16 protein-coding genes and 1 pseudogene are annotated in these 25,650 nt (G+C 47.3%); 12 read left to right on the top strand and 5 right to left on the bottom strand.

What is annotated here, in order from left to right; genetic code table 11:
- Positions 1-103: 103 nt before the first annotated feature.
- Together ACZ5R2_RS16685 and malT are read right to left on the bottom strand one after the other, a co-directional pair.
- Positions 104-1,204: pseudogene (locus tag ACZ5R2_RS16685) on the bottom strand (alkene reductase).
- Positions 1,205-1,353: 149 nt separating this feature from the next.
- Entirely contained in the window at positions 1,354-4,062 is a 2,709-nt protein-coding gene (gene malT / locus ACZ5R2_RS16680; protein ID WP_464903453.1) for an HTH-type transcriptional regulator MalT, read from the bottom strand.
- Between the two features lie 575 nt (positions 4,063-4,637).
- Here malT and ACZ5R2_RS16675 point away from each other — a divergent pair.
- The 4 genes from ACZ5R2_RS16675 to ACZ5R2_RS16660 all read left to right on the top strand — a co-directional run bounded on the left by ACZ5R2_RS16675 (position 4,638) and on the right by ACZ5R2_RS16660 (position 12,745).
- Complete coding sequence (locus ACZ5R2_RS16675) at positions 4,638-7,091, top strand: glycogen/starch/alpha-glucan phosphorylase (RefSeq protein WP_464903454.1); 2,454 nt, start codon at positions 4,638-4,640, stop codon at positions 7,089-7,091.
- 121 nt (positions 7,092-7,212) lie between these two features.
- Complete coding sequence (gene malQ, locus ACZ5R2_RS16670) at positions 7,213-9,393, top strand: 4-alpha-glucanotransferase (protein ID WP_464903455.1); 2,181 nt, start codon at positions 7,213-7,215, stop codon at positions 9,391-9,393.
- A 289-nt stretch (positions 9,394-9,682) separates the two neighbouring features.
- Positions 9,683-11,842: a 1,4-alpha-glucan branching protein GlgB gene (glgB, locus tag ACZ5R2_RS16665; protein WP_464903681.1), complete on the top strand. Its 2,160-nt coding sequence runs from the start codon at positions 9,683-9,685 to the stop codon at positions 11,840-11,842.
- 243 nt (positions 11,843-12,085) lie between these two features.
- Positions 12,086-12,745, top strand: coding sequence for an HAD family hydrolase (locus ACZ5R2_RS16660; RefSeq protein ID WP_464903456.1), 660 nt, complete (start codon positions 12,086-12,088; stop codon positions 12,743-12,745).
- 78 nt (positions 12,746-12,823) lie between these two features.
- On the opposite strand, the gene ACZ5R2_RS16655 is transcribed toward ACZ5R2_RS16660, so the two are convergent.
- Positions 12,824-13,774 carry an AEC family transporter gene (locus ACZ5R2_RS16655; RefSeq protein ID WP_464903457.1) on the bottom strand — a complete coding sequence of 317 codons (951 nt, stop codon included), beginning with the start codon at positions 13,772-13,774 and terminating at the stop codon, positions 12,824-12,826.
- 203 nt (positions 13,775-13,977) lie between these two features.
- Between ACZ5R2_RS16655 and ACZ5R2_RS16650 the strand changes: the two genes are divergently transcribed.
- Both ACZ5R2_RS16650 and ACZ5R2_RS16645 read left to right on the top strand, forming a co-directional pair.
- A complete protein-coding gene (locus ACZ5R2_RS16650; RefSeq protein ID WP_464903458.1) occupies positions 13,978-14,829 on the top strand; it encodes an alpha/beta hydrolase in 852 nt (283 codons plus the stop codon).
- A 454-nt stretch (positions 14,830-15,283) separates the two neighbouring features.
- A complete protein-coding gene (locus ACZ5R2_RS16645; protein WP_464903459.1) occupies positions 15,284-15,706 on the top strand; it encodes a hypothetical protein in 423 nt (140 codons plus the stop codon).
- 192 nt (positions 15,707-15,898) lie between these two features.
- On the opposite strand, the gene ACZ5R2_RS16640 is transcribed toward ACZ5R2_RS16645, so the two are convergent.
- Complete coding sequence (locus tag ACZ5R2_RS16640) at positions 15,899-16,567, bottom strand: NADPH-dependent F420 reductase (RefSeq protein WP_464903460.1); 669 nt, start codon at positions 16,565-16,567, stop codon at positions 15,899-15,901.
- A gap of 113 nt (positions 16,568-16,680) precedes the next feature.
- Between ACZ5R2_RS16640 and ACZ5R2_RS16635 the strand changes: the two genes are divergently transcribed.
- The 6 genes from ACZ5R2_RS16635 (at position 16,681) to ACZ5R2_RS16610 (ending at position 23,251) form a co-directional block, all read left to right on the top strand.
- Entirely contained in the window at positions 16,681-17,568 is an 888-nt protein-coding gene (locus tag ACZ5R2_RS16635) for a LysR family transcriptional regulator (protein WP_464903461.1), read from the top strand.
- A gap of 135 nt (positions 17,569-17,703) precedes the next feature.
- The gene (locus tag ACZ5R2_RS16630; RefSeq protein WP_464903462.1) at positions 17,704-17,907 is read left to right on the top strand and encodes a hypothetical protein; all 204 of its coding nucleotides are present in this window, start codon (positions 17,704-17,706) and stop codon (positions 17,905-17,907) included.
- Between the two features lie 767 nt (positions 17,908-18,674).
- Positions 18,675-19,163: a porin family protein gene (locus ACZ5R2_RS16625; protein ID WP_464903463.1), complete on the top strand. Its 489-nt coding sequence runs from the start codon at positions 18,675-18,677 to the stop codon at positions 19,161-19,163.
- A 444-nt stretch (positions 19,164-19,607) separates the two neighbouring features.
- Positions 19,608-20,045: an IS200/IS605 family transposase gene (gene tnpA, locus ACZ5R2_RS16620; protein ID WP_464903464.1), complete on the top strand. Its 438-nt coding sequence runs from the start codon at positions 19,608-19,610 to the stop codon at positions 20,043-20,045.
- Positions 20,046-20,638: 593 nt separating this feature from the next.
- On the top strand, positions 20,639-22,252 hold the full coding sequence (locus ACZ5R2_RS16615) for an IS1634 family transposase (protein WP_464899543.1): 1,614 nt from the start codon (positions 20,639-20,641) through the stop codon (positions 22,250-22,252).
- Positions 22,253-22,339: 87 nt separating this feature from the next.
- Positions 22,340-23,251: a transposase gene (locus ACZ5R2_RS16610; protein WP_464919462.1), complete on the top strand. Its 912-nt coding sequence runs from the start codon at positions 22,340-22,342 to the stop codon at positions 23,249-23,251.
- Positions 23,252-23,611: 360 nt separating this feature from the next.
- On the opposite strand, the gene ACZ5R2_RS16605 is transcribed toward ACZ5R2_RS16610, so the two are convergent.
- The gene (locus ACZ5R2_RS16605) at positions 23,612-25,363 is read right to left on the bottom strand and encodes a S41 family peptidase (protein WP_464903466.1); all 1,752 of its coding nucleotides are present in this window, start codon (positions 25,361-25,363) and stop codon (positions 23,612-23,614) included.
- Between the last annotated feature and the right edge of the window lie 287 nt (positions 25,364-25,650).

Below are 25,650 nucleotides of genomic sequence, written 5' to 3'. Positions count from 1 at the left end.
GCCTCTCGCCTCTCGCCTCTCGCCTCTCGCCTCTCGCCTCTCGCCTCTCGCCTCTCGCCTCTCGCCTCTCGCCTCTCGCCTCTCGCCTCTCGCCCCTGCGCAGTTAAGCGCGCGCTGAAGGATAATCCGTATACCCTCTCTCATCCCCACCATAAAACGTCGAGTGGGCGTCATAGCCAATCGGTGTTAGTGGTAAGTTGTGCTATGCGCGGTAGACAAAGTCTGGGTTGGTGATAAATGGCTGACCAAAGGCAGCGAGGTCGGCGTAGCCCTTATCGAGTAGCTCTTGGGCGCTCTCTTGAGTCAGCTTGCCAGCCACCATGATTGGGTGTGGGTAGATAGCCCGAGCGCGCTGACGGAAGTCTTCAGTGGCTTTGGTGTAATTGGAGATATTCTCGCTAAAGTGCACATAGGCAAGCTGCATTGGCGCAAGTTTTTCGAGCGTGGCCAGAGTCAGTTCAACAATGTCATCATCAGCCTCGGCGTAACCCTCGGTCACGAACGGCGATAGACGAATTGCGGTTTTGTCGCCACCAATTTCATCAGCGACCGCTTGAGTGGCTTCAAGCAAGAAGCGCATACGATTTTCGGCGCTACCACCGTATTGGTCTTGACGTTGATTACTGGCTTTACGCATAAACTGATCGAGCAGGTAGCCATGCGCGGCGTGGATTTCTACGCCATCAAAGCCCGCTTCCATCGCATTACGCGCTGCTTGGACAAAGTCAGAAATGGTGTTTTGGATGTCATCTAGGCTCATTTCGCGCGGCATACCGGTCTCGATCATGCCAAATCCGCCTTGTGGTAGAGGGCCAAACACTTGGTCAGCCTCTTTGATTGCCGAGGCGGAGACAATTTGCTCGCCAGTAATCGACTCATGGCTGCGGCGGCCCACGTGCCAAAGCTGGATAAAGGCTTTGCCACCTTGCTGATGAATCGCCTCGGTGGTTTTCTTCCAGCCATCAATATGGGCCTGGGTGTAGATGCCGGGAGTGAGCGAATAGCCACGACCAATCGAAGAGATAGGCGCACCTTCGGTGATAATTAATCCGGCGGTTGCGCGCTGAGCATAGTAGGTTGCCATTAGCTCGTTTGGGACATCACCTGGCTGAGAGGTGCGTGAGCGAGTCATAGGTGCCATCACGATGCGATTGTTAATTGAGGCTTGACCTAATTGGAAAGAAGAAAATAGCGATATAGTCATAATCTGGCTCCTTATCGAAATTTGCACGCAGTTTAAGGTCAACCTTGATGATGATTAACAACGGTTTTGACATATTACTTTTGTATTTTCTGCAAAAATAACAAAGCACAGCGGCGCTGTGCTTTGTTAAGTAGGGGAGGAGAGGGGGCTTAGTATCCCATCAATTGCAGCAAGTTCTCTGCTGTGCGGATCGCTTCTTTGCGATTAGCGATATTGAGTTTTTGGTACAAGTTACGGATGTGGGTCTTAATCGTTGTACCGGCGACATCCAACTCTTGGGCAATCTGCTCATTACTGAAGCCAGAATAAATTAGGCCAAGTACTTGCCATTCACGCTGCGTCAGCGGGCTGGTTCGCACTAATTCCGGAATATTCGGGTGATTGACCAGCTTTTCAACAAACTCCTCGTCAAAGTGTACTGAGCGGCTGCGCTGGGTGGTTGAGATGTCTTTCATCAACTGCTGTGCGCGGTGGCGCTCCAGGTCGCCAAGCTCTGCCTTATGGGTGAGTTTTTCCAGTAGGTGACCAATCTTATTACCGTCAATCAGGAAGTTACCTAAGATCCCAGTTTGATTGGTCATCTCAAGGGCGTACTTAAGACTCTCTTTCGCCTGTTCATCATCGCCACGACAGGCGAGCAGGATAGTCTCAATAATCAGGTTGCGATTGATATCGGTAACGAGTTGGTGCTTGTCTGCTTGTTGTTGCAAGAAGGTCAAGGTCTCTTTCGCCTGACCAAACTGGCCAAGGTTGATATGCGCGCGCACGATATTACGCCACTGAAGTTGAGTAAAGTGGTTGTAAGCCTCAGATGGACGCGTGGTCGTCTCCAACCATTTTTCTATCGCCGCGTTATCCCCGCGTGCTTGCCAAAATAGCAGTAGTGATAGAGAGGCGTTGGCGGTCCAATCAACGTGGTAGGTCGACTGATTCATCAAATGCTCGATCTGCTTGATGAATTTAGCCGCTTTATCCAGTTCACCGCGACCAATCGCAATCCGCGCCAGCATGGAGTAGGAGTGAAGGTTGCGGTTATCCGACTCTTTGCCGAGCACTTCTAATCCCTTGTAGGCGCAGACCTCAGCCTCATCGAGGCGGTTCCAGCACCACAACAGTTGAGCGCGCAGGCGTAGAAGGAACTCGTGCATCGGTACTTGGTGTAGCTGGTGCTCTTCAATTAGTTTGAACGCATTGTCTTGCACTTCGTAGGCGGCTTGTACATAACCTTGAGCAATCAAAATCTCACTTTGCTGCAGCATCGCCCACAGTGCTTGGTGATACACCTGGTATTGACGCGCCAACTTCTCAGTTTGCTGCATCATAGGCAGTGCGCGGCTGAGTTGACCGGTTACGTGATTAACCTCTCCGACGATAGATGTGGCAACAATACGACTGCGATACACCGTGTGGTCAAGTTGGCTAAGGGCCAGCTCTGCCAGCTCAAGGGCTTTCTCCGGCTCATTGTGGTTGATAGCCACCTGAGCCTTGAGTGCGTTAAGTTCACCCTGCTCTTTGGCTGTGAGAGTGACGTTATAGTGCTCCATCTGCTCCGAGGCTTTGGCCACCAGCTGGCCAACATTGTTATAACCATTCAGGCTTTGCTCAACCCAAGCTTGTAGCATACACAGCTTTGGCACGGTGTAGAGCTGCTCAGCTGAGAGTGAGTTGATGGCTTTCTCTAGTGACTCCAACTCACCCTGGTTAAACATCTTCCAGCCGTGTTCACGCAAAATGGTCGCCATTAGTTCGGTATCATTGGAGATCAGTGCGTGGCTCAGAGCGCGATGTGGCATCGCCTGCTCAAGCCATGCTTGCGCGGCTGCGCGGTGCAGTTCGCTCTCTTTTTGCGGAATACGCGCCAGACGTTCGTGGGCTAGGAATTCAGCAAACAGATTATGAAAGCGATACCAGTTCTGCTCCCCCTCAAGCGGGTAAACAAATAGGCCGTAGCGGTTAAGCGACTCAAGCATGCTCAGCGCATCTTCGCGCTTGGTGAGGGTGCAGACCAAAGTATCGTTGAAGTGATCCAGCACTGAACACTCAAGCAAGAACTGACGCGTTTCTTGATCAAGTAGGTCAAACACCTCTTCAATCAAGTAATCCCATAGGTGGGCGTGATTAAATTGTGAGACCGACTCTGCGGTTTGGGCCAGCGTGCGCTGCTGATGTTGTGCTTGTAAAGCAATCAACTGCAGCGCAGATGGCCAGCCCTCAACATAGGTACACAGGTTGGTGGCAGTCATATCATCGATACCGTCATCCACGCGCTGATTAAAGAAACGCGTGGTCTCTTCGGTATCAAACGCTAACAGCTCGTTGCCAATCTCAATCATTAGGTCGCGCACACGTAGGTTAGCGGTGCCAAGTGGCGGCGCGGCGCGGCTGGTCACCACGAGGGTGAGGTTGTCCGGCATGTGTTTAAGGAAAAAGCGCATCGATTCATGGATCTCATCATCACTGATCAGATGGTAATCATCGATAACCACATAGCACTCCTCACCAAAATTACTCAACTCAGTAAATACTTCACCAAATAGTGAGTGTAGCGAGGAGAACTGGCGTTTTTCGGCCAGCTTTTGCGCGTTAGGGCAGCAGTTATGGGTAGCCTTGTTCAGCGCTTGAAGAAAATAGTTAATGAAACGAAACGAGTCGTTGTCGCTCTCGTCGACGCTGTACCAGCCGACATTGTGCTTATCAGCGAGCCATTGTGCCGCCATCGTGGTTTTGCCATACCCGGCAGGAGAACGAAACAGGACGAGTTTGTAGCAGTTCGCGCCTTGCAGTAAGTCGAGAACTCTTGGACGGGCAATCGCGTTGTGCAGGCGACCCGGACGAGTTAGTTTTGATGGAATCCACATCGTGTTCTTACCCTACGTATTTGCGCATCGTTTTTTTCGATGTCTCTATTTTTGTTTTTTTAATCAATCACTTTTCTTTTTGCGAAAAGTGTGATTACACCAGCGTAATGACATGGTACTTAATTACGGTTAAGTGGCATATTGATCTAGCCCGCGTTTTTGCATCAATCCCTCTGTTATTGCCATCTACGCCCCAAATTTGAGTTATTGGTCACAGATCGTGCAGCTTTGATCTCTATATTTGAAATTGGTTGCACTGCTTTGATAGTTCAATAAGCCAGCATAAGGAATGTTTGTGATCAAGGTTGGAGTTTTAGCCTTCACCACTTTGTCACTGATTTTTCTGCTGAGAAAACAAGTTGATGATTAATTGAACGTCAGTGTGATCAGTCTCAACACAAAATTGGCAAAAAGTGGTCCTAGTGCGATTCGGATCACTTTATTGACAGAGTAATAGGCTCTACGCCCTGTATTCTCCTCCCATCCTCCGCCTCTAACGGGAGGATGTTTTGCTCAAGGGGAGAATGCACGATATGTGGTAGATGGATTAAAACCAAATAAGTGAGATTTCTGTAATGAAACCTACTCAACAACAAAACTTCGATAAAGCTACATTTCAAGCTGACGTAAAAAAACACCTTTCAGCAACTTACGCAACGACAGTAGAAACTGCTTCGCCACGTGCATGGTACCTAGCAATGGGTCGTGCGCTAGCCGAACTCACTACCTTCGACTTGCTGCAAACTGAGCTGGATCCAAAAATCAAGAACGCGAAAAGCGTGAACTACTTATCTCTAGAGTTCCTGATTGGTCGTTTGACAGGTAACAACCTGATCAGCATGGGTCTTTACGAAGAGATCACGGAAGCTATGGAAGAGCTAGGTCAAAACCTAACTGACCTTCTAGAAGAAGAGCGCGACCCGTCATTGGGTAACGGTGGTCTAGGTCGTCTAGCGGCATGTTTCATGGATTCTTGTGCAGCACAAGAGTACCCAACCGTGGGTTACGGTCTGCACTACGAGTACGGTCTATTCAAGCAGTCATTCGAAGACGGCCGTCAACAAGAAGCGCCAGATGCATGGCGTTGTGTTGAAGGCTACCCTTGGGAAGTCGCTCGTCCAGAGCTGGCGCAAGAGATCGGTTTCTTTGGTCACGTAGAGGTTGTAAACCAAAACGGTCAAGAAGTACGTAAGTGGGTACCGGGCATGTCAGTAAAAGCAATGCCATGGGATCTACCAATCGTGGGCTACGAGTCAGACACGGTTTACCCGCTGCGCCTCTGGGAATGTCAGGCGATTGCCCCATTCTCACTAGAGAGCTTTAACAACGGTGACTACTTCGAAGCGCAGCACGCGCTGATCGATGCCGGTAACATCACTAAAGTCCTTTATCCGAATGACAACCACGAGAAGGGTAAAACACTGCGTCTAATGCAGCAGTACTTCCACTCTGCGGCATCGGTACGCGATATCCTGCGTCGTCACGAAGCAGCAGGATTCACACTACAAGACCTGCCTAAGCAAGAGACTATCCAGCTAAACGATACGCACCCAACGATTGCTATCCCAGAGCTAATGCGCATCCTTATCGATGAGAAAGGTCTATGCTGGGAAGAGGCGTGGGAAATCAGCTCACAGACGTTCGCGTACACCAACCACACTCTACTGCCAGAAGCACTGGAAACTTGGTCTGAGTCACTGATCCAACGTCTACTTCCTCGTCACATGGAGATCATTTACGAGATCAACCACCGCTTCCTAAAAGAAGTTCGTGCAATGTGGCCTGGCGATGTTGAGAAGCAGCAGAAGCTATCCATCATCCAAGAAGGATTCCACCGCATGGTGCGCATGGCGAACCTATGCGTAATCGGCTCTTACGCGGTGAACGGCGTAGCAGCACTTCACTCAGAATTGGTTAAGAAAGACCTATTCCCAGAGTTCCACGCAATGTACCCAACGCGTCTACACAACGTGACAAACGGTGTAACACCACGTCGTTGGTTGAAGTTCTGTAACCCAGGTCTGTCTGCGCTTATCACAGATAAGATTGGTACTGAGTGGCCAGCAAAACTTGAGCAGCTAGAAGCGATTGCTGAGTTTGCTGAAGACGCTAAGTTCCAGAAAGAGTACATGGCTGTGAAGAAGCAAAACAAACAGCGTCTGGCTGATTGGGTTGCTGAAAACATGGGCATCGAGCTAGACACTAACGCTATCTTTGACGTGCAAATCAAGCGTCTGCACGAGTACAAGCGTCAGCACCTAGACCTTATCCACGTACTATCGCTATACCACCGTCTATTGAACGACCCTACGTTTGACATGGTACCTCGCGTGGTGTTCTTCGCAGCGAAAGCAGCACCAGGTTACCACCTAGCGAAAGAGATCATCTTTGCCATCAACAAGGTTGCAGAGAAGGTGAACAACGACCCACGTCTAGGCGGCAAGCTGAAAGTGGTCTTTATCCCTGACTACCGCGTGAGCATGGCGGAGATCATCATCCCTGCAGCGGACGTTTCTCAGCAAATCTCAATGGCGGGTAAAGAAGCTTCAGGTACGGGTAACATGAAGATGGCACTTAACGGTGCACTGACTATCGGTACTATGGACGGCGCGAACGTTGAGATCCGTGAAGAAGTCGGTGATGAGAACATCTACATCTTTGGTCTAGACGTTGACGGTGTTAACCGCGTGAAAGCAGCGGGTTACAACCCATTTGATTACTACCACGCAGATCCACTACTGAAAGCGTCGCTAGATCTACTCCTAGGTGATGAGTTTACTCCAGGTCAACCAGGTCTACTACGTGCCACGTACGACAGCCTGCTAGACGGCGGTGACCCATACCTATGTCTTGCTGATTTTGCTTCTTACGTGAAAGCGCACGAGGCAATGGATGCACAATACCGCGACCAAGCGGGTTGGGCGAAGAAGGCGATCTTGAACACGGCACTAGTCGGCAAGTTCAGCTCAGACCGTTCAATCCGTGACTACGTGAACAACATTTGGAAACTAGAAGCGGTTAAGCGCTAATTTCCTAATGATATTGATAGAGCCAAGGCGGAAAGGCCTTGGCTCTATAACTTGCAACAATTTTCGACCAACCTTGGTCAAACCCTACAGGAAGAAGGTCTGCAGTCCTTCGGAGAGAGCGATGAAACAACAAAGTGTATTAAAACAAGTCGCTGAAATGGCGCGTTTAGCCGATAGCTACGTCAGTGCATGGGGCGATGAAGCCCAAGTGGAGGAGGAAACTCTACGTCGGCTACTAGCCTCGCTTGGTTACGATACAACCAATGATGAAACTTTGCTTAAGTCTGCTGAGAAAAAGCATAAAAAGGATGTACTTGACCCGGTTCTTGTCTTAAGAAGTGGAGAGCCCGTCGAAGTACCGCTTTACCTAGGCACAAGTGCTCGCGAAAGCGAGTTTAGTTGGTCTTTGACCACGGAAGAGGGTGAGGTAATGGAAGGTTACCTGCAGTCTCAAGTGGTGCGCGATGAGCGTGCACAAGGTGGCCCATTGGTGTTTGCACTGCCAAGCAACCTGCCATGGGGTTATCACAAGGTCGAAATCACGCGTAAACGTCGCAAAACTCCATACTGTATGACTCTGATCATCACTCCCGAGGCGTGTTTCAAACAGCCGCAGATGGGTGAAGGTAAAAAAATGTGGGGCCCGAGTGTTCAGCTTTACACGTTGCGTACTCAACACAACTGGGGCATCGGTGACTTCGGTGACCTAAAACAGCTGGTGGCTGATATCGCATCGCGCGGTGGTGATTTTGTCGGTTTAAACCCGATTCACTCACTGTTCCCGGCGAACCCAGAGGGCGCAAGCCCATACAGCCCGTCTTCGCGTCGTTGGCTGAATATTATGTACATCGATGTGAGCTCAGTACCTGAGTTCTCTCTCAGCGCAGAAGCACAGCAGAAAGTCGGCAGTGCGGACTTTCAGCGCCGTCTGTCTGATGCGCGTGATGCACATTGGGTGAACTACTCTGAGGTGTCTACGCTGAAGATGAGCGTGCTGCCACTGCTGTTTGACGAGTTTAAAGCACGTCATCTAGATAAGGGCACTGAGCGAGCGCAAGAATTTGAAGCGTTTGTTGCCAAAGGCGGCGTTAGCCTGCAGCACCAAGCAGCGTTCGATGCGTTGCACGCCGAGCTGCATGCGGAAGATGCCAACGTTTGGGGCTGGCCAGTTTTCCCTGAGAAATACCGCCGCTTTGAAAACGTTGCCGTACAAAAGTACATCAAAGATAACCAAGATAAGATCAATCTTTACATGTACTTGCAATGGGTAGCCGATACTCAGATCAAAGAAGCACAAACACTTGCTCAAGAGAAGGGCATGTCAGTTGGCCTTTACCGCGACCTCGCAGTTGGCGTAGCGGATTCTGGCGCAGAGACCTGGGCTGATGATGGCAACCTAGTGCTGGATGCAAGCATCGGTGCTCCGCCGGATATCCTCGGCCCTCTAGGTCAAAACTGGGGCCTACCACCACTTAATCCACAAGTGCTACAAGCAACGGGTTATGAAGCCTTTATTGAGCTACTGCGTGCCAATATGAAGCACTGTGGCTCACTGCGTATCGACCATGTGTTAGGCCTTCTACGCCTGTGGTGGATTCCGAAGGGTGAGGACGCGACCAATGGCGCTTACATCTACTACCCAGTAGAGGACATGCTAGCGATCTTGGCACTTGAGTCGCACCGTCACCAGTGTAGCGTGATTGGTGAAGACCTTGGCACGGTACCAGATGAGATTGTCGGTATCTTGCGTGATGCGGGTGTGCACTCTTACAAGGTGTTCTTCTTCGAAACATCAGAAGATGATGGCGGCTTTATCTCACCAGGACACTACGCGAATCAGTCAATGTCAGCGCTGTGTACCCACGATATGCCAACCCTACGTGGCTTCTGGCACTGCGATGATCTGAAGATGGGTCGTGAGCTGGGTCTCTACCCAAATGAAGAGCAGCTAGAGGGTTTGTTCGCCGATCGCCTTAAGAGTAAACAGGGCATCTTGGATTCAGTTGCATGGCACGGTTACTTGCCTGAGGGCGTGGGTCGTGACGCGCAGTATGTACCAATGGACACGCATCTTGCAGAAGCGCTGCAACTGCATGTCGCGGCAGGCTCATCAACACTGCTTAGCGTACAGCTTGAAGATTGGCTTGAAATGGACAAGCCAGTTAACATCCCAGGCACAGTAGACGAGTACCCGAACTGGCGTCGTAAGTTGTCGGTAAACCTTGACCAGATCTTCGCTCAAGACAATGTTAATCGTCTTGCTCAGCGCCTGACTGAAGTACGTGCCGAAGCAAGTAAATAGCCTTGCTGCATAGAAATATCGGTTTGGTCACTCTATCGATGGTGAATATTAGGTAGACTGGCCGAACGCTAATTTTAGACCCGCTCTTAGCGGGTTTTTTTTTGCCCAAATTTGGCCAAGGCGTCAAATGATTCGGGCACATTATAACAAAGAAGAAAGAATCCGAGCGTGCTACTAACCGTATCCACTTCTCGTCTGGCAAGTGGTGGATACTGTTGGTTAGGGTTGCTGTCCGTTCGGTTCGTTAGGTCTAGGAGAGAAAAAATTGAAGAGCGAAGGGCTTAAGGATATGACGCTGGCGTATACCCAACTAGAAAATGCCGCGTACGCGGATCCGTTTGCATTTATCGGTCCATTTCTAACTGCAGAGCAAGGAAGCCTGCGTGTATGGATGCCGGGTGCCGACAACATTCAAGTCGTCTTGGATGACGGCTCTCGTTTAGCGATGGTGCGCGAAGAAGCCTCAGGCTTTGTGCTAGAGCACCCGTTTGATTTGCACCTGCAACACTACCAATTGGCGGTGGATTGGCAGGGCACTGAGCAGTACATTGATGACCCATATCAATACCATAATTTATATGCAGAGTTTGAACAGCTGCATACCCCAAAAGAGATGTACCACCATCTAGGTGCACAATTTATTACCCTAGAGCGTGGTGGTGAGCATATCTCAGGCACGCGCTTTTTGGTTTACGCACCACACGCGTCTGCTTGTAGCATCGTGGGTGACTTTAACCAATGGGATGGCCGCCGCACGCCGATGCAGCGCCTAGATTACGGCATTTGGGGGATTTTTATCCCCAACCTTCCTGAGGGATCTCAGTACAAATTCGAGATGAAAGGGCCAGATGGCAAGGGCTTACCACACAAAGCTGACCCTTGGGGTTTCCACTCTGAGCAGCACCCATCGTTTGCGTCACTGACTTACGATCACGCGCGCTACCAATGGCAAGATAACGAGTGGCAAACACGCCCAGTGACAGAAAAGCGCAAAGATGCGCTGTCTTTCTATGAGTTGCATGCAGGATCATGGCGTCGTGATGCAGATGGCCAGTTTCTTAACTATCGTGACCTAGCCGATCAGTTGGTGCCTTATCTGGTGGATATGGGTTATACCCATGTTGAACTGATGCCAGTGTCTGAGCACCCATTCTATGGCTCTTGGGGTTATCAGCCTGTTGGCATGTTTGCGCCGACCAGCCGCTTTGGCTCGCCAGATGATTTCAAGTACTTCGTTGACCAGTGTCACCAAGCAGGCCTGGGTGTGGTACTTGATTGGGTACCAGCACACTTCCCATCAGATGACCATGGTCTGGCGAATTTCGATGGCACACCATTGTTCCATGACCCAGATCCTCGCCGCGGTTGGCACCAAGACTGGAACTCGTACATCTATGACTTAGGTCGTGAGCACGTACGCCGTTTCTTGGTTTCCAACGCGCTGTACTGGTTTGAACAGTTCCATATTGATGGCATCCGTGTTGATGCGGTCGCGTCAATGCTGTACCTCGATTACTCGCGCAGCCACGATCAGTGGGTTCCGAATATTGATGGTGGCCGTGAGAACTACGACGCCATCGCGACACTTAAGTGGATGAACGAAGAGGTGTACAAGCACTTCCCGAATGCGATCACCATTGCTGAAGAGTCAACTGCTTTCCCTGGCGTATCAGCGCCAACCTTTGCTGGTGGCCTTGGCTTTGGCTTTAAGTGGAACATGGGCTGGATGCACGACAGTCTTTCTTACATCAAAGAAGATCCTGTCCATCGTAAGTACCACCACAATACGCTGACTTTCCCACTGGTTTACGCACACAGCGAAAACTACGTGCTGTCACTCTCACACGATGAAGTGGTGTACGGTAAAGGCTCAATCATCGGCAAAATGCCAGGCGATGAGTGGCAACAAACCGCCAACTGCCGTGCCTACTACGGCTACATGTATGGCCAGCCAGGCAAGAAGTTGAACTTTATGGGCGCCGAGCTAGGTCAAACCGCCGAGTGGGACCACGATGATCAGCTGCAATGGTTCTTGTTGGAATTTGCCCGTCATAAAGGTATTCAAGACCTGACACGCGACCTGAACAACCTCTACCGTGGTGAGAAAGCCCTGCACGAGCTCGATAGCGAGCCACGCGGTTTCGAGTGGCGCTTACAAGACGATGCGGATGCGAGCGTGATTGCCCATGAGCGTATGAGTGAAGACGGTGAGCGCGTCCTAGTGGTGACCAATTTCACCCCAGTCCCACACGAAAACTTCCGCCTAGGCGTACCATTCGAGGGCAGCTATGAGCTGCTACTTAACACGGACGATAGCAAATACGACGGTAGCGGCGTTGTCGTACGCGAAGTCGCAGCAGTAGAGCCAGTCGAGTCCCAAGGACTAGACAACTCCATTGAGCTAACACTTCCGCCGTTAGCAACGATGTTCTACAAGTACCAACGTTAAACACAGGGTGCGGGGAGCGAGTACGTTTCACTCCGAGGAGCGAGGACTCCCCGCGAGTGAAATGTTTCTCGCTTCTCGCTTCTCGCCTCTCGATTCCCGCCTCTGCATTTCCCCTCAGGGCAAAGCCCGTCCTCGCCCCTCGAACCTCGAACCTGTGTTTTCCCGCCCCCCAAACCTTTGTTTTCCGTTTGTCACAGATATGTGGTTAGATAGGGCTGTATTATCAAGGAAAAGAGAAAATCGATGTCAGAACAAGCTATCAAGTGCGTCATTTTTGATTGTGACGGCACATTAATTGACAGTGAAAAGCTGTGTTTACAAGCCATCTGTATCACCATGGAAGAGCTTGGGATACAGATTGAATACCAGTGGGTAAAAGAGAGTTTTCAGGGCATCCACATTAATGTGGTGTTTAATGCTATTTTGGACCAGCACTGCCCAGGGCATGAGTATGATGTTGAGGCGTTGATCCGCCGTTATCGCGAGAACTGCAATACCTTGTTTGAGCAATATCTTGAGCCGATTGACGGGGTGCGAGAGGTGATTGAGACCCTCAAGCAGCGCGGTATTGCGATGTGTATTGCTTCTAATGCGCCGCAAGAGAAAATGGCGATTACTCTCGCAATCACTGATTTGGAGAAGGACTTTACCGGTCGTATCTATAGTGCGTTTGATGCTCAGTCTTGGAAACCAGACCCAGAGCTGTTGTATTACGTGATGGACAAGATGGGTTATCAGGCCGATGAGTGCCTGTTTATCGATGATTCGATGGCGGGGGTTGAGGCCGGGGTTCGAGCTAAGATGAGGACCTTGTACTTTGCTCATGATGCGTTGACTAACGACAACCCTTTTAAAGCGCCCACCATTCATCGCTTGGTTGAGTGTTTAGACTATCTAGACTAGTTAGCAATTCATCATTAGCAAAAAGCTCCTAGACCGGAGCTTTTTTATCATCATGGCAGTGCTATTTACAATGTAAACCTAGATCAGGTTGAGGTTGGTGAGGATGAAGATACCAAGCGTACAGGTGATGATAGAAGCGACCGTAGTTAGAGCAATAATGTTTGCCGCTAAGGTGGCATTGCCGCCCATAGAGCGCGCCATCACATAGCTTGCCGCAGCTGTGGGTGCTGAGCTCATTAGGAATAATAGCCCCAGTTCCATGTCACGATAGCCAAACAGATAGGCGCTGATGGTAACAAACAACGGCGCTATCACCAGCTTAATGCTGGAGGAAAACCAGGTTGGTTTCTGGTCTTGCTTTAGCGCGCTGAGATTTAGCGAGCCGCCCGTACACAGCAGTGCCAGTGGCAGTGTCATTCTGGCAAAGTAATTACCCGTATCGATGACCATCATTGGAACGGGAATATTAATAATCTTGACTACCAGACCACAAACAATGCCGATGATCAGCGGGTTTTTGGTGATGTTTTTCAGAATATCTTTAATTGTTGCAATGCTGCCTTTGCCTGTTCCTTTCGGTGTGAGGATCAAAACCGCCTGAATGTTGTATAGCAGTGTGGTAGAAGCGACGTACAGTGCGGCAAGCGCAATCCCCTCATCACCAAACAACTTCGCCATATAGGCCAGTCCAATAATCGCAGTATTGGCGCGAAAGCCCCCTTGAACAACCACGGCGTGGTCTGGGTGCTTAGGCAACCCAACTTTACTGAGCAAGATACTGAGCAGGAACACCAGCGTGTTGATGATAAAGCCAAATACAATCAGGGTACCACTGCCGCCCAAATCAAAGTTGCCATTAACGATACTTAAGAACAGCATGGTGGGCAGGGTGATTTGAAATACCAACTTTGACGCACTCTCAATAAAGGCGTCGTGGATCATACCCACTCGTTTTAAAAGCACCCCCATCACCAACATAAGGCAGATAGGGCCGGTAACAGAAGCAGAAAAAATCAGCTGTTCGAGCATAGTATTTCACTGTAGGAGGAGGAAAACAGTGGTTATTTTGACATAGGCGATTGGGCTTGGGTATTAAATTGTCGTACAAAAAGAGCCGATTGTGGCTGCACTGTCAGGTTTGCTTTCTGGAAAAAACTGTGTCGTAATCTCCGTTTAGCCTGAAGACACTCAATTCGCGGTAAGTCATTCGCGCAAGTAATAGGATTCAATTAATGAGTGAGAAAATCTACTTTAACACTGGCAATCGTTTCAGCCTGCGTCGTGGCATGATCAACGTTACCACGCGCCTGCACCACAGAATTGCGCCCAAACATGCCAAAAAAACTGCTCATAAGCTGTTCCTGACGCCAGTAAGAACTGAGCCTAAGAATGCCCAGCCAGAGGGTTTGGTGATAGGCCGTGTTGCAGGCCAAGAGGGCGCGCTGACCACCTACTCGTTAGGCAAAGGTCCGGTATGGGTGCTGAGTCATGGCTGGTCAGGCAGTGCCAGTCAGTTCTTCCCTTTGATGGAGCATATCGCCAAACAGGGATTTACGGCGCTGGCCTATGATCACCCTGCCCACGGCAAGAGTGAGGGTGCATTTGGTCATATCCCAGCGTTTGTGAACGGATTAGAGTCGATTCTCGATAGTGTGGATGATGTCGTGGGTGTGGTGGCACACAGCATGGGCACCGCCTCGACGCTGGAATGTCATCATCAAAAACTTCAATCGGTACCACTGCTGCTGATTGCTCCCGTATTGAACTACGTGGAAAACCTGTTTGGCAGTGTCGCCCGCTCTGGATACTCGATGCGCTTGTTTAATGAGGTTCTTAGTGATCTTGAGCAGCGTTATCACTATCCACTTCACTCGGTCGACCCGTACCAAAAACTGGCTTCACGCAGTGCGCCGACGATCATAGTCCATGATGAGCAAGATAAGTTTGCCAGCTTTGCGGTTTCTGTCCAGGCTGCAGGAGAGATGGACAACGTGACACTAGTGGCAACGCAAGGGCAGGGGCATGGCCGAGTGATGACTTGTCAGCAGGTGATGCAGGCGTTTGATACCCTGAATCAGTCATAAAGCCAAATATCGGCACTAGCGAGAGTATTCACTCAAACACATCATTTCTAGGACTTTCTCATAGGACAGTGCACTAGGCTAGAGCGTAGTGTACATGTTCCTGCCAGCTACTTTCTAGAGCCCGATTGCTTTCAATATCATGTGTTTAGCACGCCTTGCCGCGTTTGATTCGATGGTTAAGCCAGTATTAAAGCTCACTTTGGTCAAATTAAAGCGCCTTAGCCATGTGTGAAACATTGAAGCAAAACAGTTCGAGAGGCTGACACGCTGTCGATGGTATTTGATTTGGTCGTATTGAAAAACCAGGTCCATGGTAGTAACCTTATCCGATAGGCAGATTGGATGCCTATCTCGCAAAAACGATAGTACCAATTTACAACCAATCTCTAGCAAGCGCTTTCTTGCGTATCATCCCACAACCGACAGCGAGCAGGTTGAATTGAAGGAGGACGATATGCGTCATCAAGAAAACCCAGATCTAAATTTGTGGCTCCGAGAAGCAAAAGTGTTACATAGGGCTGCAAAGTCAAAATCCCTTGCCCAATCACTACCGGTACTCCGACGTCTACTTAATAGCAATGTACTGACAAATATTTCATTAATTCAACTTAAGCAAAGCGTAGATATTATCCAACGCAAGCATTTGCTAAATATGCTTGCAATCGAGAATGGAAGTTTTTGCTGGGCTGATTTCAAACAGAAGTTAATCAACGAACCAAATGGCTCAATAATTCCCAGTAGCATTGAGTTGAAAAATGCTGGCTATCCAGTACTTTGGTTTTCTACTCCTGAAGAGGCAAGCTTATACACTGATAAAAATGGTGGAAGAGTGGTTAGGGTGGGTACTCAAGCTGTAGTCATATCAAAAAGCAATTAAAGAAATCGTATCAGGGTAAAGCAACGCGATCCTACTGAGGAGCTTAGCAAGGGGCATAAATTGTTTATGCCCCAAAGCCACTTAGCGTAACTGACAAGTCACTGATGCGGGCTTCTCTAATACACGGCCTAATCTGAACTTCAGTTTACAGCCTGACTGTAAAGTCATTACTGTGAGTTAAAATTAGGCCTCTTATCTAAGACTATCCCACGCACTTAATGGCAGTTCTATATGCCTCTCTGCTTTTGCTAAAGCATCTTTCATCTCACTGTAGTTTAAAGAAAAGCAGTAGGCTGGTTTACCCCTTTCATAACGCCAACTTTCTGCCAACGTTCCTCCATCAAGTGGATCGAAACCCAACTTATCCATTAAGGACATAATTGTCGTTTTAGCTTCACCGTCATCACTGGCAACGGGCAGAGCACGCCTATCACGACTGCCTTTCGGTCGAGCGTCTTGGTAAATATGTTCTGCTAAGATGTTATTGAATGCCTTTACAATAGTGGATTTGCATAGTCTATTTGCGACAAATTCAGCAGTACTGATTTCATAGGTAGATAAGCCTGCGATATCACCATCACGAGCTGGATAATAGTTGTTGAGATCTACGATAAGTTTTCCTGCGAAGTCATCTGCGGTTAGTTGAGTTACGTTTATAAGTGGTATCGCTAGGAAAATTATATCTGAATATTCACAAACCTGACGAACAGTTCCTAGTTTTGCTTTCGGAATCCTCATTCCCAAGCTAAATAATGAACTAGGATCTCGAGAGTTAGCAATCATTACTTCAAACTGATGTTTGATGAATAACTTTGCTACAGACTTACCAACGTTTCCCGCGCCAACTACTCCAATTTTCATAAATCACCCCATTAGTTATTGATTCTCTTCAAGTAGAAGTGACATAGTATTTACAGTTAAACTGGTGATAAATACACCAAATATGTAAACAGTAACAATAGACAGTTGTGAATATGGACAAGTTGAGTGCAATGGCTGCTTTTACTCAAGCCGTCGAGCAAGGATCATTTACCGCAGCAGGTAACGCTATTGGGATTTCCCAACAAATGGTAGCTAAGCATGTATCCAATCTAGAAGCCATGTTGGGTGCAACTCTGCTACGACGTACAACACGCAACCATACGCTAACGGAGTTTGGTGAACAATATTATGTCAGGTGTAGGAGGATTTTAGAGGATGTGAAACAAGCTGAGCGACTAAGCGATGTCAGTACTAGCTCTCCTAGAGGACGCTTAAAGATTAGTGCTCCAAGAGCTTTTGGTGCCTTCAGCCTGACTGATTTTTTGGTTAGCTTTATGCGTCAGTACCCTGATATCTATGTTGACCTGCACCTCGCTGACGAGATAGTCGATTTATATGCTGGAGGTTACGACTTTGTTTTTAGAGTCGGAAAATTAGGAGATTCAAATCTGATCGCACGGAAGCTTGTTGATTACAAACTGGTATGCTGTGCATCTCCCTCCTATCTCATAAAACATGGTGAACCGAAAAAACCTGCAGATCTTTTGGATCACCAGTGCCTAGGGCATATTATGACTACTTACAGTGAGTGCAATAATTGGTTTTTTTATCATCAAGACACCAAAATCAAAATTCCAATTGAGCCAAAGTTGAAGGTAAACGAAAGCCGGTCTCTAGTCTCTTGTGCTTTACGCGGCTTCGGAATCGCGATGGTACCTGAGCTGATAGTTGTGAATGAAATCAGTCAGGGAAAGTTAATAAGAGTTCTCCCGAACTTCGATACCATATCAAGAAACTTCAACCTAGTTTATCGTCAAGACAACTATAAGACCGCGACTATGCGAGTATTTATAGATGCTATTTTGGATAACTATCGATAGTTATCTAAAATAAGCGAACTAAAAATAATGATATCAAAGTAATGATATAAATTGATATAAAGACACCCATACTACTGATGGAGTCATCGACCTTCTCCTACACTGAAGTAGTGCTCAATTCTTAGGAGATTCACGATGCCCAAAGCTCGCTCTGAACAAGTTAGTCTGGATGATACGGCCTATTACCACTGTGTCTCACGCTATGCGCGCAGGGCCTATTTGTGTGGTGTTGATGAGATTACTGGCAAGAGTTATGAACATCGGCGGGTATGGGTTGAAGGACGTTTGCTCAAGTTGGCACGTGTGTTCGCCATTGATGTTTGCTCGTATGCGGTATAATCGTGACACCCATATTACAGGTGTGAAAAAGAGTTCACTGGACCTATCGGCGGTGAAAAGTCTCTACGTCAATATCAGCGACATCACGGCCTGCAGCGGATGAAAGGCGTTAGAATCGCCAGGCGATGTTTTAAAGCGGCTTAACTTTCCATTTATCAAGCTCGATTTTCCGCTGATGAGTGCAGTGGTGAAGAACTTTTTGCACGATACTGCCCAACAACCAGCAATATGACTCTGATGATAGATTTTGTCGGATACTTGACTCTTTTTCTGTTCTGTATCCGGTATCATTGTTGACTCAATAGGACGGTAATCTTCTTTAGCTTAAATATTAATATCTAAATGTAATTGCAATTGAGTTACATACCATCTTGCGCTCCCACTCTAAGATTATATAGTGCTTTTTAAGTTACAGAGCTGTCACTTATTATCACTAATTTACACGCCTTTCGTCACATTTTTATAATTTCCATGTATATCTTTGAGTTTTATGACTTACGTTCCATAAAATATATGTAATTATATTGCTATTGACTAGAAGCACATTAATTTTCCTTAATGACCATGAATCTATCCTTTCAGCTAACAAACTTGTTCGGGTGGTTTATGTGTAACAATTAAGAGGACAGATTGTATAGAGTAACTGCTTTTATAAACGGACTGTCGTAATTAGCACTTTTTCAGTTGTTACTGTTTCTGAGTGAATAATTATCGCTAACTAATATTTATATATTCCATAAATTGATTGTATAGTAAGGATTTATACTATGAATAAAATTGGCTCATTAGTCGTTGCAGGTTGCATGCTATCTTTTTCGGCAGCAACATTTGCACAAGAAGTAAGTACAGGGCAAGGTGCATATGTTGGCCTAAAAACAGGTAGTATGGATATTGATATCTCTGCATATAATACCAAGACTCCGTTTGGTATTATGGGGGGATACTCCTTTACTGAGAGTTTGGCTCTAGAGCTAGAATATACCAAAACAGACTTTGATCTCATGTCTGCCTCAGGCGATCTGACGACGTTTGCTATTTATGGTGCCTATCGTACCAAAGGAGATCTGTACTTAAAGAGTAAAATTGGCTACTTGAGTGAGAATATCGAGGTTGCAAGCATCTCTATGTCTGACTCTGGTATTTCATTAGGCCTTGGCCTGGGTTATAAGTTTAGTCAGTTCAGTGTTGAAGCTGAATACACGATTATCGAGCAGGATGTTGATTTTCTGAGTATTGGTTTAAATTACCACTTCTAACACAGAGAACCGGACTAAATTGAATTGTAGCTTAGGCTCTATTAATACAATTTGGAGCCTAAGTTGTTGTCCATTTACACCTTAAGTCATAAAGTGCAACATAATTGCAATAGCTCGGGTGGCGCTACACTTTGAACTAGGATTGTGTTTATATAGCTATGACTATCTAATGAGATTTTATAATTAATCTGCTAAAAGCTCTGATTTTTGGTGTGATTTATCTAGACACCTTGTGCTTAACGCAGAACAAAAACAATGAAATAGGGTGAATTACGGCATTAAATAGCAAGGCACTCAGAAATTTGTTACCCATTCCATATTTTATTATCGGCCCTAAACCACCGCCTAGGGCGGTGGTGATTGTCCCTTTGGGCTCTTGCCCGAAGGAGTGCCCATGTTAAAAGTTAGTCTCTTATTCACCACAAGTAAGAGGAAACAAATAACATGAGCGACTACAGAAGTTCATCACATGTGTATTGGCGTTGCAAATATCATATTGTATGGACGCCAAAGTATAGGTTTAGGATTCTGAAAGGTAATGTAGCCAAAGAGCTTTACCGGTCAATCTACATTTTGTGCAATATGAAAGATTGCGAAGTCCTAGAGCTGAGTATCCAAGCAGACCACGTTCATCTCGTAGCAATAGTGCCGCCTAAAGTGTCGATATCGACTCTAATGGGGGTATTGAAGGGGAGGGCTGCAATTCGATTGTTCAACAAGTTTCCCCACATAAGGAAACGATTGTGGGGCAATCATTTTTGGGCCAAAGGTTATTTTGTGGACACGATTGGTGTCAACGAGCAGATTATTCGAAGGTATGTTCGACACCAAGAGAAGAAAGAGTTGGAGCACGAGGCTCAGTTAGAGATGAAGATAGACTAACCACATCGCACGCCCCCTTATAGGGGGCTCAAAGCAAAACCGCCTTCTCAGAAGGCGGTCAGTTTTTTATCTCACGCTAGCACGATATTAAAGCGTTAGGGTTTGTACTGATTAGTACCTAATAGATAGGTTAGTACGTTCTTTTGCTTGACCTAAGGTCCTTGTTTTGCCTTTAGCATTTAAACATATAAAGTCTGAAAAACTTGTCATCATTTTTATTTAAATTAGCTGGAATAAAAACATAAGGATATGATTATGCGAAAAATATTAACTGTTCTTCTTACCTCTTTACTTGTCACAGGGTGTGGAGGCTCATCCTCTGATGATAACGGCAGCCAAGGCGGCAATCCGTAAATGTGATATCTAGACACCCATATTGCTGGTGAAGTCATCGACCTTCTCCTACACTGAAGTAGTGCTAAACGCTCAGGAGAATCACGATGCCTAAAGCTCGCTCTGAACCCGTCATTCCGCACCTAATTTTAGAATTAAAACAGTGTGATCCAGTGAACATTTAGCAGTGAAAAGGATGATAACATCTTGACCGCGATCTGCAGGTTTGATCTATTACTGTTATTTGACGGTTTTAAACTATGCCTACTCAGCAACCTGTTATTAAGCGTTTGGATCACCTCGGGCTCATTGCTGCATTTTGTCACGAGATTGGCCTATCAAAAATGATAGATTCAGTCATTCCCAAGTACTCTAATCACAACGTTTCCCATGGTGATGCAGTCTTAGCCATGATTCTCAATGGGTTAGGCTTTCACAGTAGAACATTGCATATGTTCTCTGACTTCTTTGAAACCAAACCCATCTCTAAGTTGCTTGCTAAGGATATTGAAGCGCACCATCTCACCGATGATGTACTCGGCCGAACCTTGGATGCGCTGTATGAGGCCGATGTCTCAGCGCTTTATCAGGTCATCGCCGAACGTGTGGTCGATAAACTTGGCCTCGCTAGCGACTCTGTACACCTTGATATCACGAGCTTTCACGTTGATGGTGAGTATGCGCACGAGGAAGATACCAAGGCAATCAAGTTAGTGAAGGGCTATAGCCGAGATCATCGTCCTGAGCTCAATCAGGTGGTTCTTGAGCTCATTTGTGAAAACCAAGCTGGCCTTCCTGTTTATATGCAGGCGCTTAGTGGCAACACCAATGATGCCAAGGCATTCGCTGAAGTCACTAGTAATCATATCCATTGCTTAAAAGCGGCACAGAATAGTCGATACTTTATCGCTGATGCAGCCCTATACACTGAAGAAAGTATCTGCTCACTTGATGAGCAAAAACAAAAGTTCATTACCCGTGTTCCAATGACTATCAAGCAAGCAAAACAAGCACTACTTAGCCTAGAGCCAGAGCAGTTAAGTAAGATTGTAGATGGCTATTCAGGATGTTGGGTAGACTCAAACTATGGCAAGGTTGCTCAGCGGTGGTTGTTGGTTCACAGTGAGCAAGCAACTAAACGAGAAGAAATTACCTTCTACAAGAACTTAGAGAAAAACATCGCCAAAGAAATCAGAGCGTTGAACAAGCTCAGTAAAAAGCCATTTGCATGCGATACTGATGCTGAGCATGCGCTTAAGGAGTTCAAGGCGCAGTGCCTGTTACTAGGCTTTGAACACTCCGCTATCGTCAAAGCTGCTATTTATGCCAATCCAGGTCGTCCGAAGAAAGGCGATGAACCCTCAGGATATCAGTATTTTATAGAGGCCGTGCCGTACACCGACCTAGAAAAAGTGAAGCTAGCAAAGCTCAAAGTAGGCATGTTCATTCTAGCCACTAATGACATCGGCAACGAAAGTCTGACAATGGCAGCACTTCTAGATCACTACAAGTCTCAACAAAAGGTTGAGCGTGGCTTCCGTTTTCTAAAAAGTCCCGAGTTTTTGACCTCTTCAATATTTTTGAAAAAGCCCCAACGCATTGAAGCGTTACTCATGATAATGACATTGAGTCTGCTAGTTTATGCCAGCTTAGAGCACAAGATCAGAGAGCAACTGGGACAAACCGAGGAGTTTTTCCCGAGTATGGTTAAGAACAAGCAAACATCGAAACCGACTGCACGCTGGGTCTTCTTGAAGTTCGAGGGAATAGATACCTTAGATATTAACGACCAACGATTCATTACAGGGCTTCAAGAGCACCAAACTCGGCTGCTTAGTTTACTGGGTAAGTTCTATGAAGCGGTTTATTCCTGAATAAGGTGCGGAATCTCGGCTGAACAAGTTAGTCTGGATGATACGGCCTACTACCACTGCGTTTCGCGCTGTGTGCGCAGGGCCTATTTGTGTGGTGTTGATGAGATTACTGGTAAGAGTTATGAACATCGGCGGGGTTGGGTTGAAGAGCGTTTGCTCAAGTTGGCGCGTGTGTTCGCCATTGATGTTTGCTCGTATGCGGTGATGAGTAATCATACCCACGTGGTGCTGCATGTTAATCAGGTAACGGCTCTGAGTTGGAGTGCGCGTGAGGTCTTGGAGCGTTGGCATCAATTGCACAAAGGAACGCTGCTAACAGCTCGCTATCTTAGTGGGGAGCAGCTTGATGACGCATCATTGAAAGCGGTTATGGATATTGTTGAGGTGTATCGCCAGCGTCTGTATGACATCAGCTGGTTTATGCGTAATCTCAATGAGGCCATCGCTCGTCAAGCTAATAGAGAAGAGGGGTGCACTGGACGATTTTGGGAAGGGCGCTTTAAGTCGCAAGCGCTGCTTGACGAAGCTGCTTTAGTTGCTTGTATGGCTTATGTCGACTTAAACCCGGTCCGTGCCCAGATAGCACCAACTCCTGAAGAGTCTGAATATACCAGTATCAAGGCTAGGGTGGATACTCTCCAGGATTCTGACGGCTGCAACCCGCGCCAACCTGAAGCCTTATTTCCCTTTGTTGGTGACCCTAGGCAGGAGATGCCAGAGGGGCTGCCGTTCCGACTTGAAGATTACCTATCACTGGTGGATTTCAGTGGTCGCGCCATACGCGAAGATAAGCGTGGGGCCATAGCTGAGCTCTATCCGCCGATTTTGTCCAGACTAGGAATCGATGAAGCGATTTGGGAAACACTGATTGTTTCGCTTGAAAAAGAGTTCACCGGACCTATCGGTGGTGAAAAGTCTTTGCGTCAATATCAGGGGCATCATGGCCTGCAGCGGATGAAAGGCGTTAGAGTCGCCAGACGATGCTTTAAAGCGGCTTAACTTTCTATTTATCAAGCTCGATTTCCGCTGACGAGTGCAGTGGTGAAGAGCTTTTTGCGCGATACTGCCCAATAACCAGAAATACGGTTCTAATGATAGATTTTGTCTGATATTTGACTCTTTTTCTGCTCTGTATCCGGTATCGTGGTTGAGTCAATAGGACGGTAATCTTCTTTAGCCTAATATGGATGTCTTGATATAGCGATCAAAATACGCTTGCACTTCTGTCGTATCTTAATTATCAAGTGACTTTGTCACTGAACTAACCAACGAGCGGATCAATCGTTCTTTTTCAATCAAGCTCCTATACACAGATAAATCACGCAAAATTCTCTGAATTTGGTACGTAGTTTGAAACCATCAGATCTTATTTAAAGTCCGTGCGATATCAATCGCCAATTGGGTAGTTTCCTCAACAGAATGATTGGATAGGCTTAAGCCCTCATCGAGCTTGGTCAATTGTTGATGCTCTCCACTAAATGCACTCGTGCCATGAGTTTTGCGAGAGTGAGTAGTATTGTGGCTCAGATCTTTGTCGAGGGTTTGCGGTATCAGAACATCGGGCTGGACGCCCAACCCATCCACTGGTGTCCCATCAATGCGATGCAAGGTGGCGAAAGTCAACGCCACATACCCTAGCTTATCTTCAAATAGGTCGTAGATACGATCAAGCGAGCGATATTGACGTACTACCCCATGTCCATAGGTGCTTTCACCGACGACCATCGCGCGATGATAATCCTGCATCGTTGCCGTTAGCATTTCAGCCTCACCGGCGGTGTTGTGATCCACCAGCACCACTACGTTGCCAGCAAATGATGTCTCGGCAACAACAATATCTTGAAATGATACTTCACTCGGCTGGTGAAGTGCATAAGCCTTGCCCTCAAGACCAAACTGGCCCAGCAGTTTGGTTAGCTCCCTGAGAGTACCGCCGCCATTTCCCCGTAAATCAAGAACTAAATTATTAATGCTGCGTTGACGCAGTTGCTTAATAACCTCAGCAAATTGATCCGATACGCCCACTGGCATTGAGGAAAGCTTCACCAAGGCAACTTGCTGGTCTGTACTCAGTGAAAAAGACAACGTGGACTTTCGCGCTGGCTGGTGGCGAGTTTCTTCGACAATCCGAATCTGATCTGATTGTGGGCTGTAGAGCCATAGGGTCAATGAACTGCCAGCTTCACCGCGAAGGAAAGTTACCACTTCCTTAAGTGGTCGATTGAGCATGGGAGTCAGGTTGAGCTGGTCATCGCCTATCGCGATCACAACCTCTCCAGGGACGATATTCGTTGGGCTGGTCGTAAATGGCGTATCAATGACTTCAGCTCCATAACCGTTCGCCACGAGTAAAAGTCCGAGCCCTGCGTGCTCCTTAGGCTGCTCAACAACATGATTAGCGGGTAGATATCCATCGTCCTTGCCAAATGCTTTGGCATATGCTGATGCCCAGCGCTGCGCGCGTGACTTTTGGCTTTGAGCCTCGATTTTGTTGAGTTGTGACTGATAGTTTGCCACAAGGTATTCGTTGCTCGCTTCACTGCTCATTTCAAGCCTACTCAGCCAGCTATGATCATCTGCAAGCTGCTGCTGCCAGCAATCTAATAATGGGTTATCGATGCCTACAGTTTGCACTTGACGCCCAGCAAGGGCGTCGAGTTTGTAGGTTAACTGCTCGCTGTGGCGCAAATCAATTTGTTGAAAAAGCCAGTCACCACTGTCAAATCGGCGGTTTTGCGCATCTGTTAACATCTCAGATTGGCTGCGTGCTCTCAACGATTCGATTTCAGCTACCGTAAACAAACACTGCCCGTCTATCTGCACTTCAACAATACTATTAAACAAGTTCTCTTCTCGTTCGGATTGTAAGAGATCTTGATTGAGATGGCGATGATAAAAGATGCTATGCACGCGATTGACTAGGGTACCAGCCCAGTTAAATTCGTGCTTAGATTCAGAGTTGGCTAGAGTTACGTCAACATCATTGCTCGCCTTCTCAGTCAACGTGGTCGATTTTGCCTGTGGCTGATCGTGTGTCTGAGTCGATTGACAGCCGAGCATCGTCAGTAAAAATGTTAAGACATATCCTATACTTAGCTTGCTGATTTCCATCTCTTGTCGTCCTTATCATGAGATTAGTGGACAACTATACCAACTCTCATCGACAGATACTCCTACCCCTTTCTCACAAACCGCTTCCATAATTCGATTATTAGTAGGGATTTATAGCCAAAAAAAGGGAACGACATGACTGTCGGAGATGATAGACAACACAATGTCACAGTGGAATTAAATGCGCTAGTGAGTCAAACATCTGGACAACAAATACTGTAGAGTTGGCCTGAATCAGCACAAGTGGCAAAGGATTGGATCGTCGGTATAACACGTAACCGACTGAT

The organism is Vibrio sabulosilitoris, from assembly GCF_055391395.1.
This window is presented reverse-complemented; position numbering and strand designations above follow the sequence as displayed.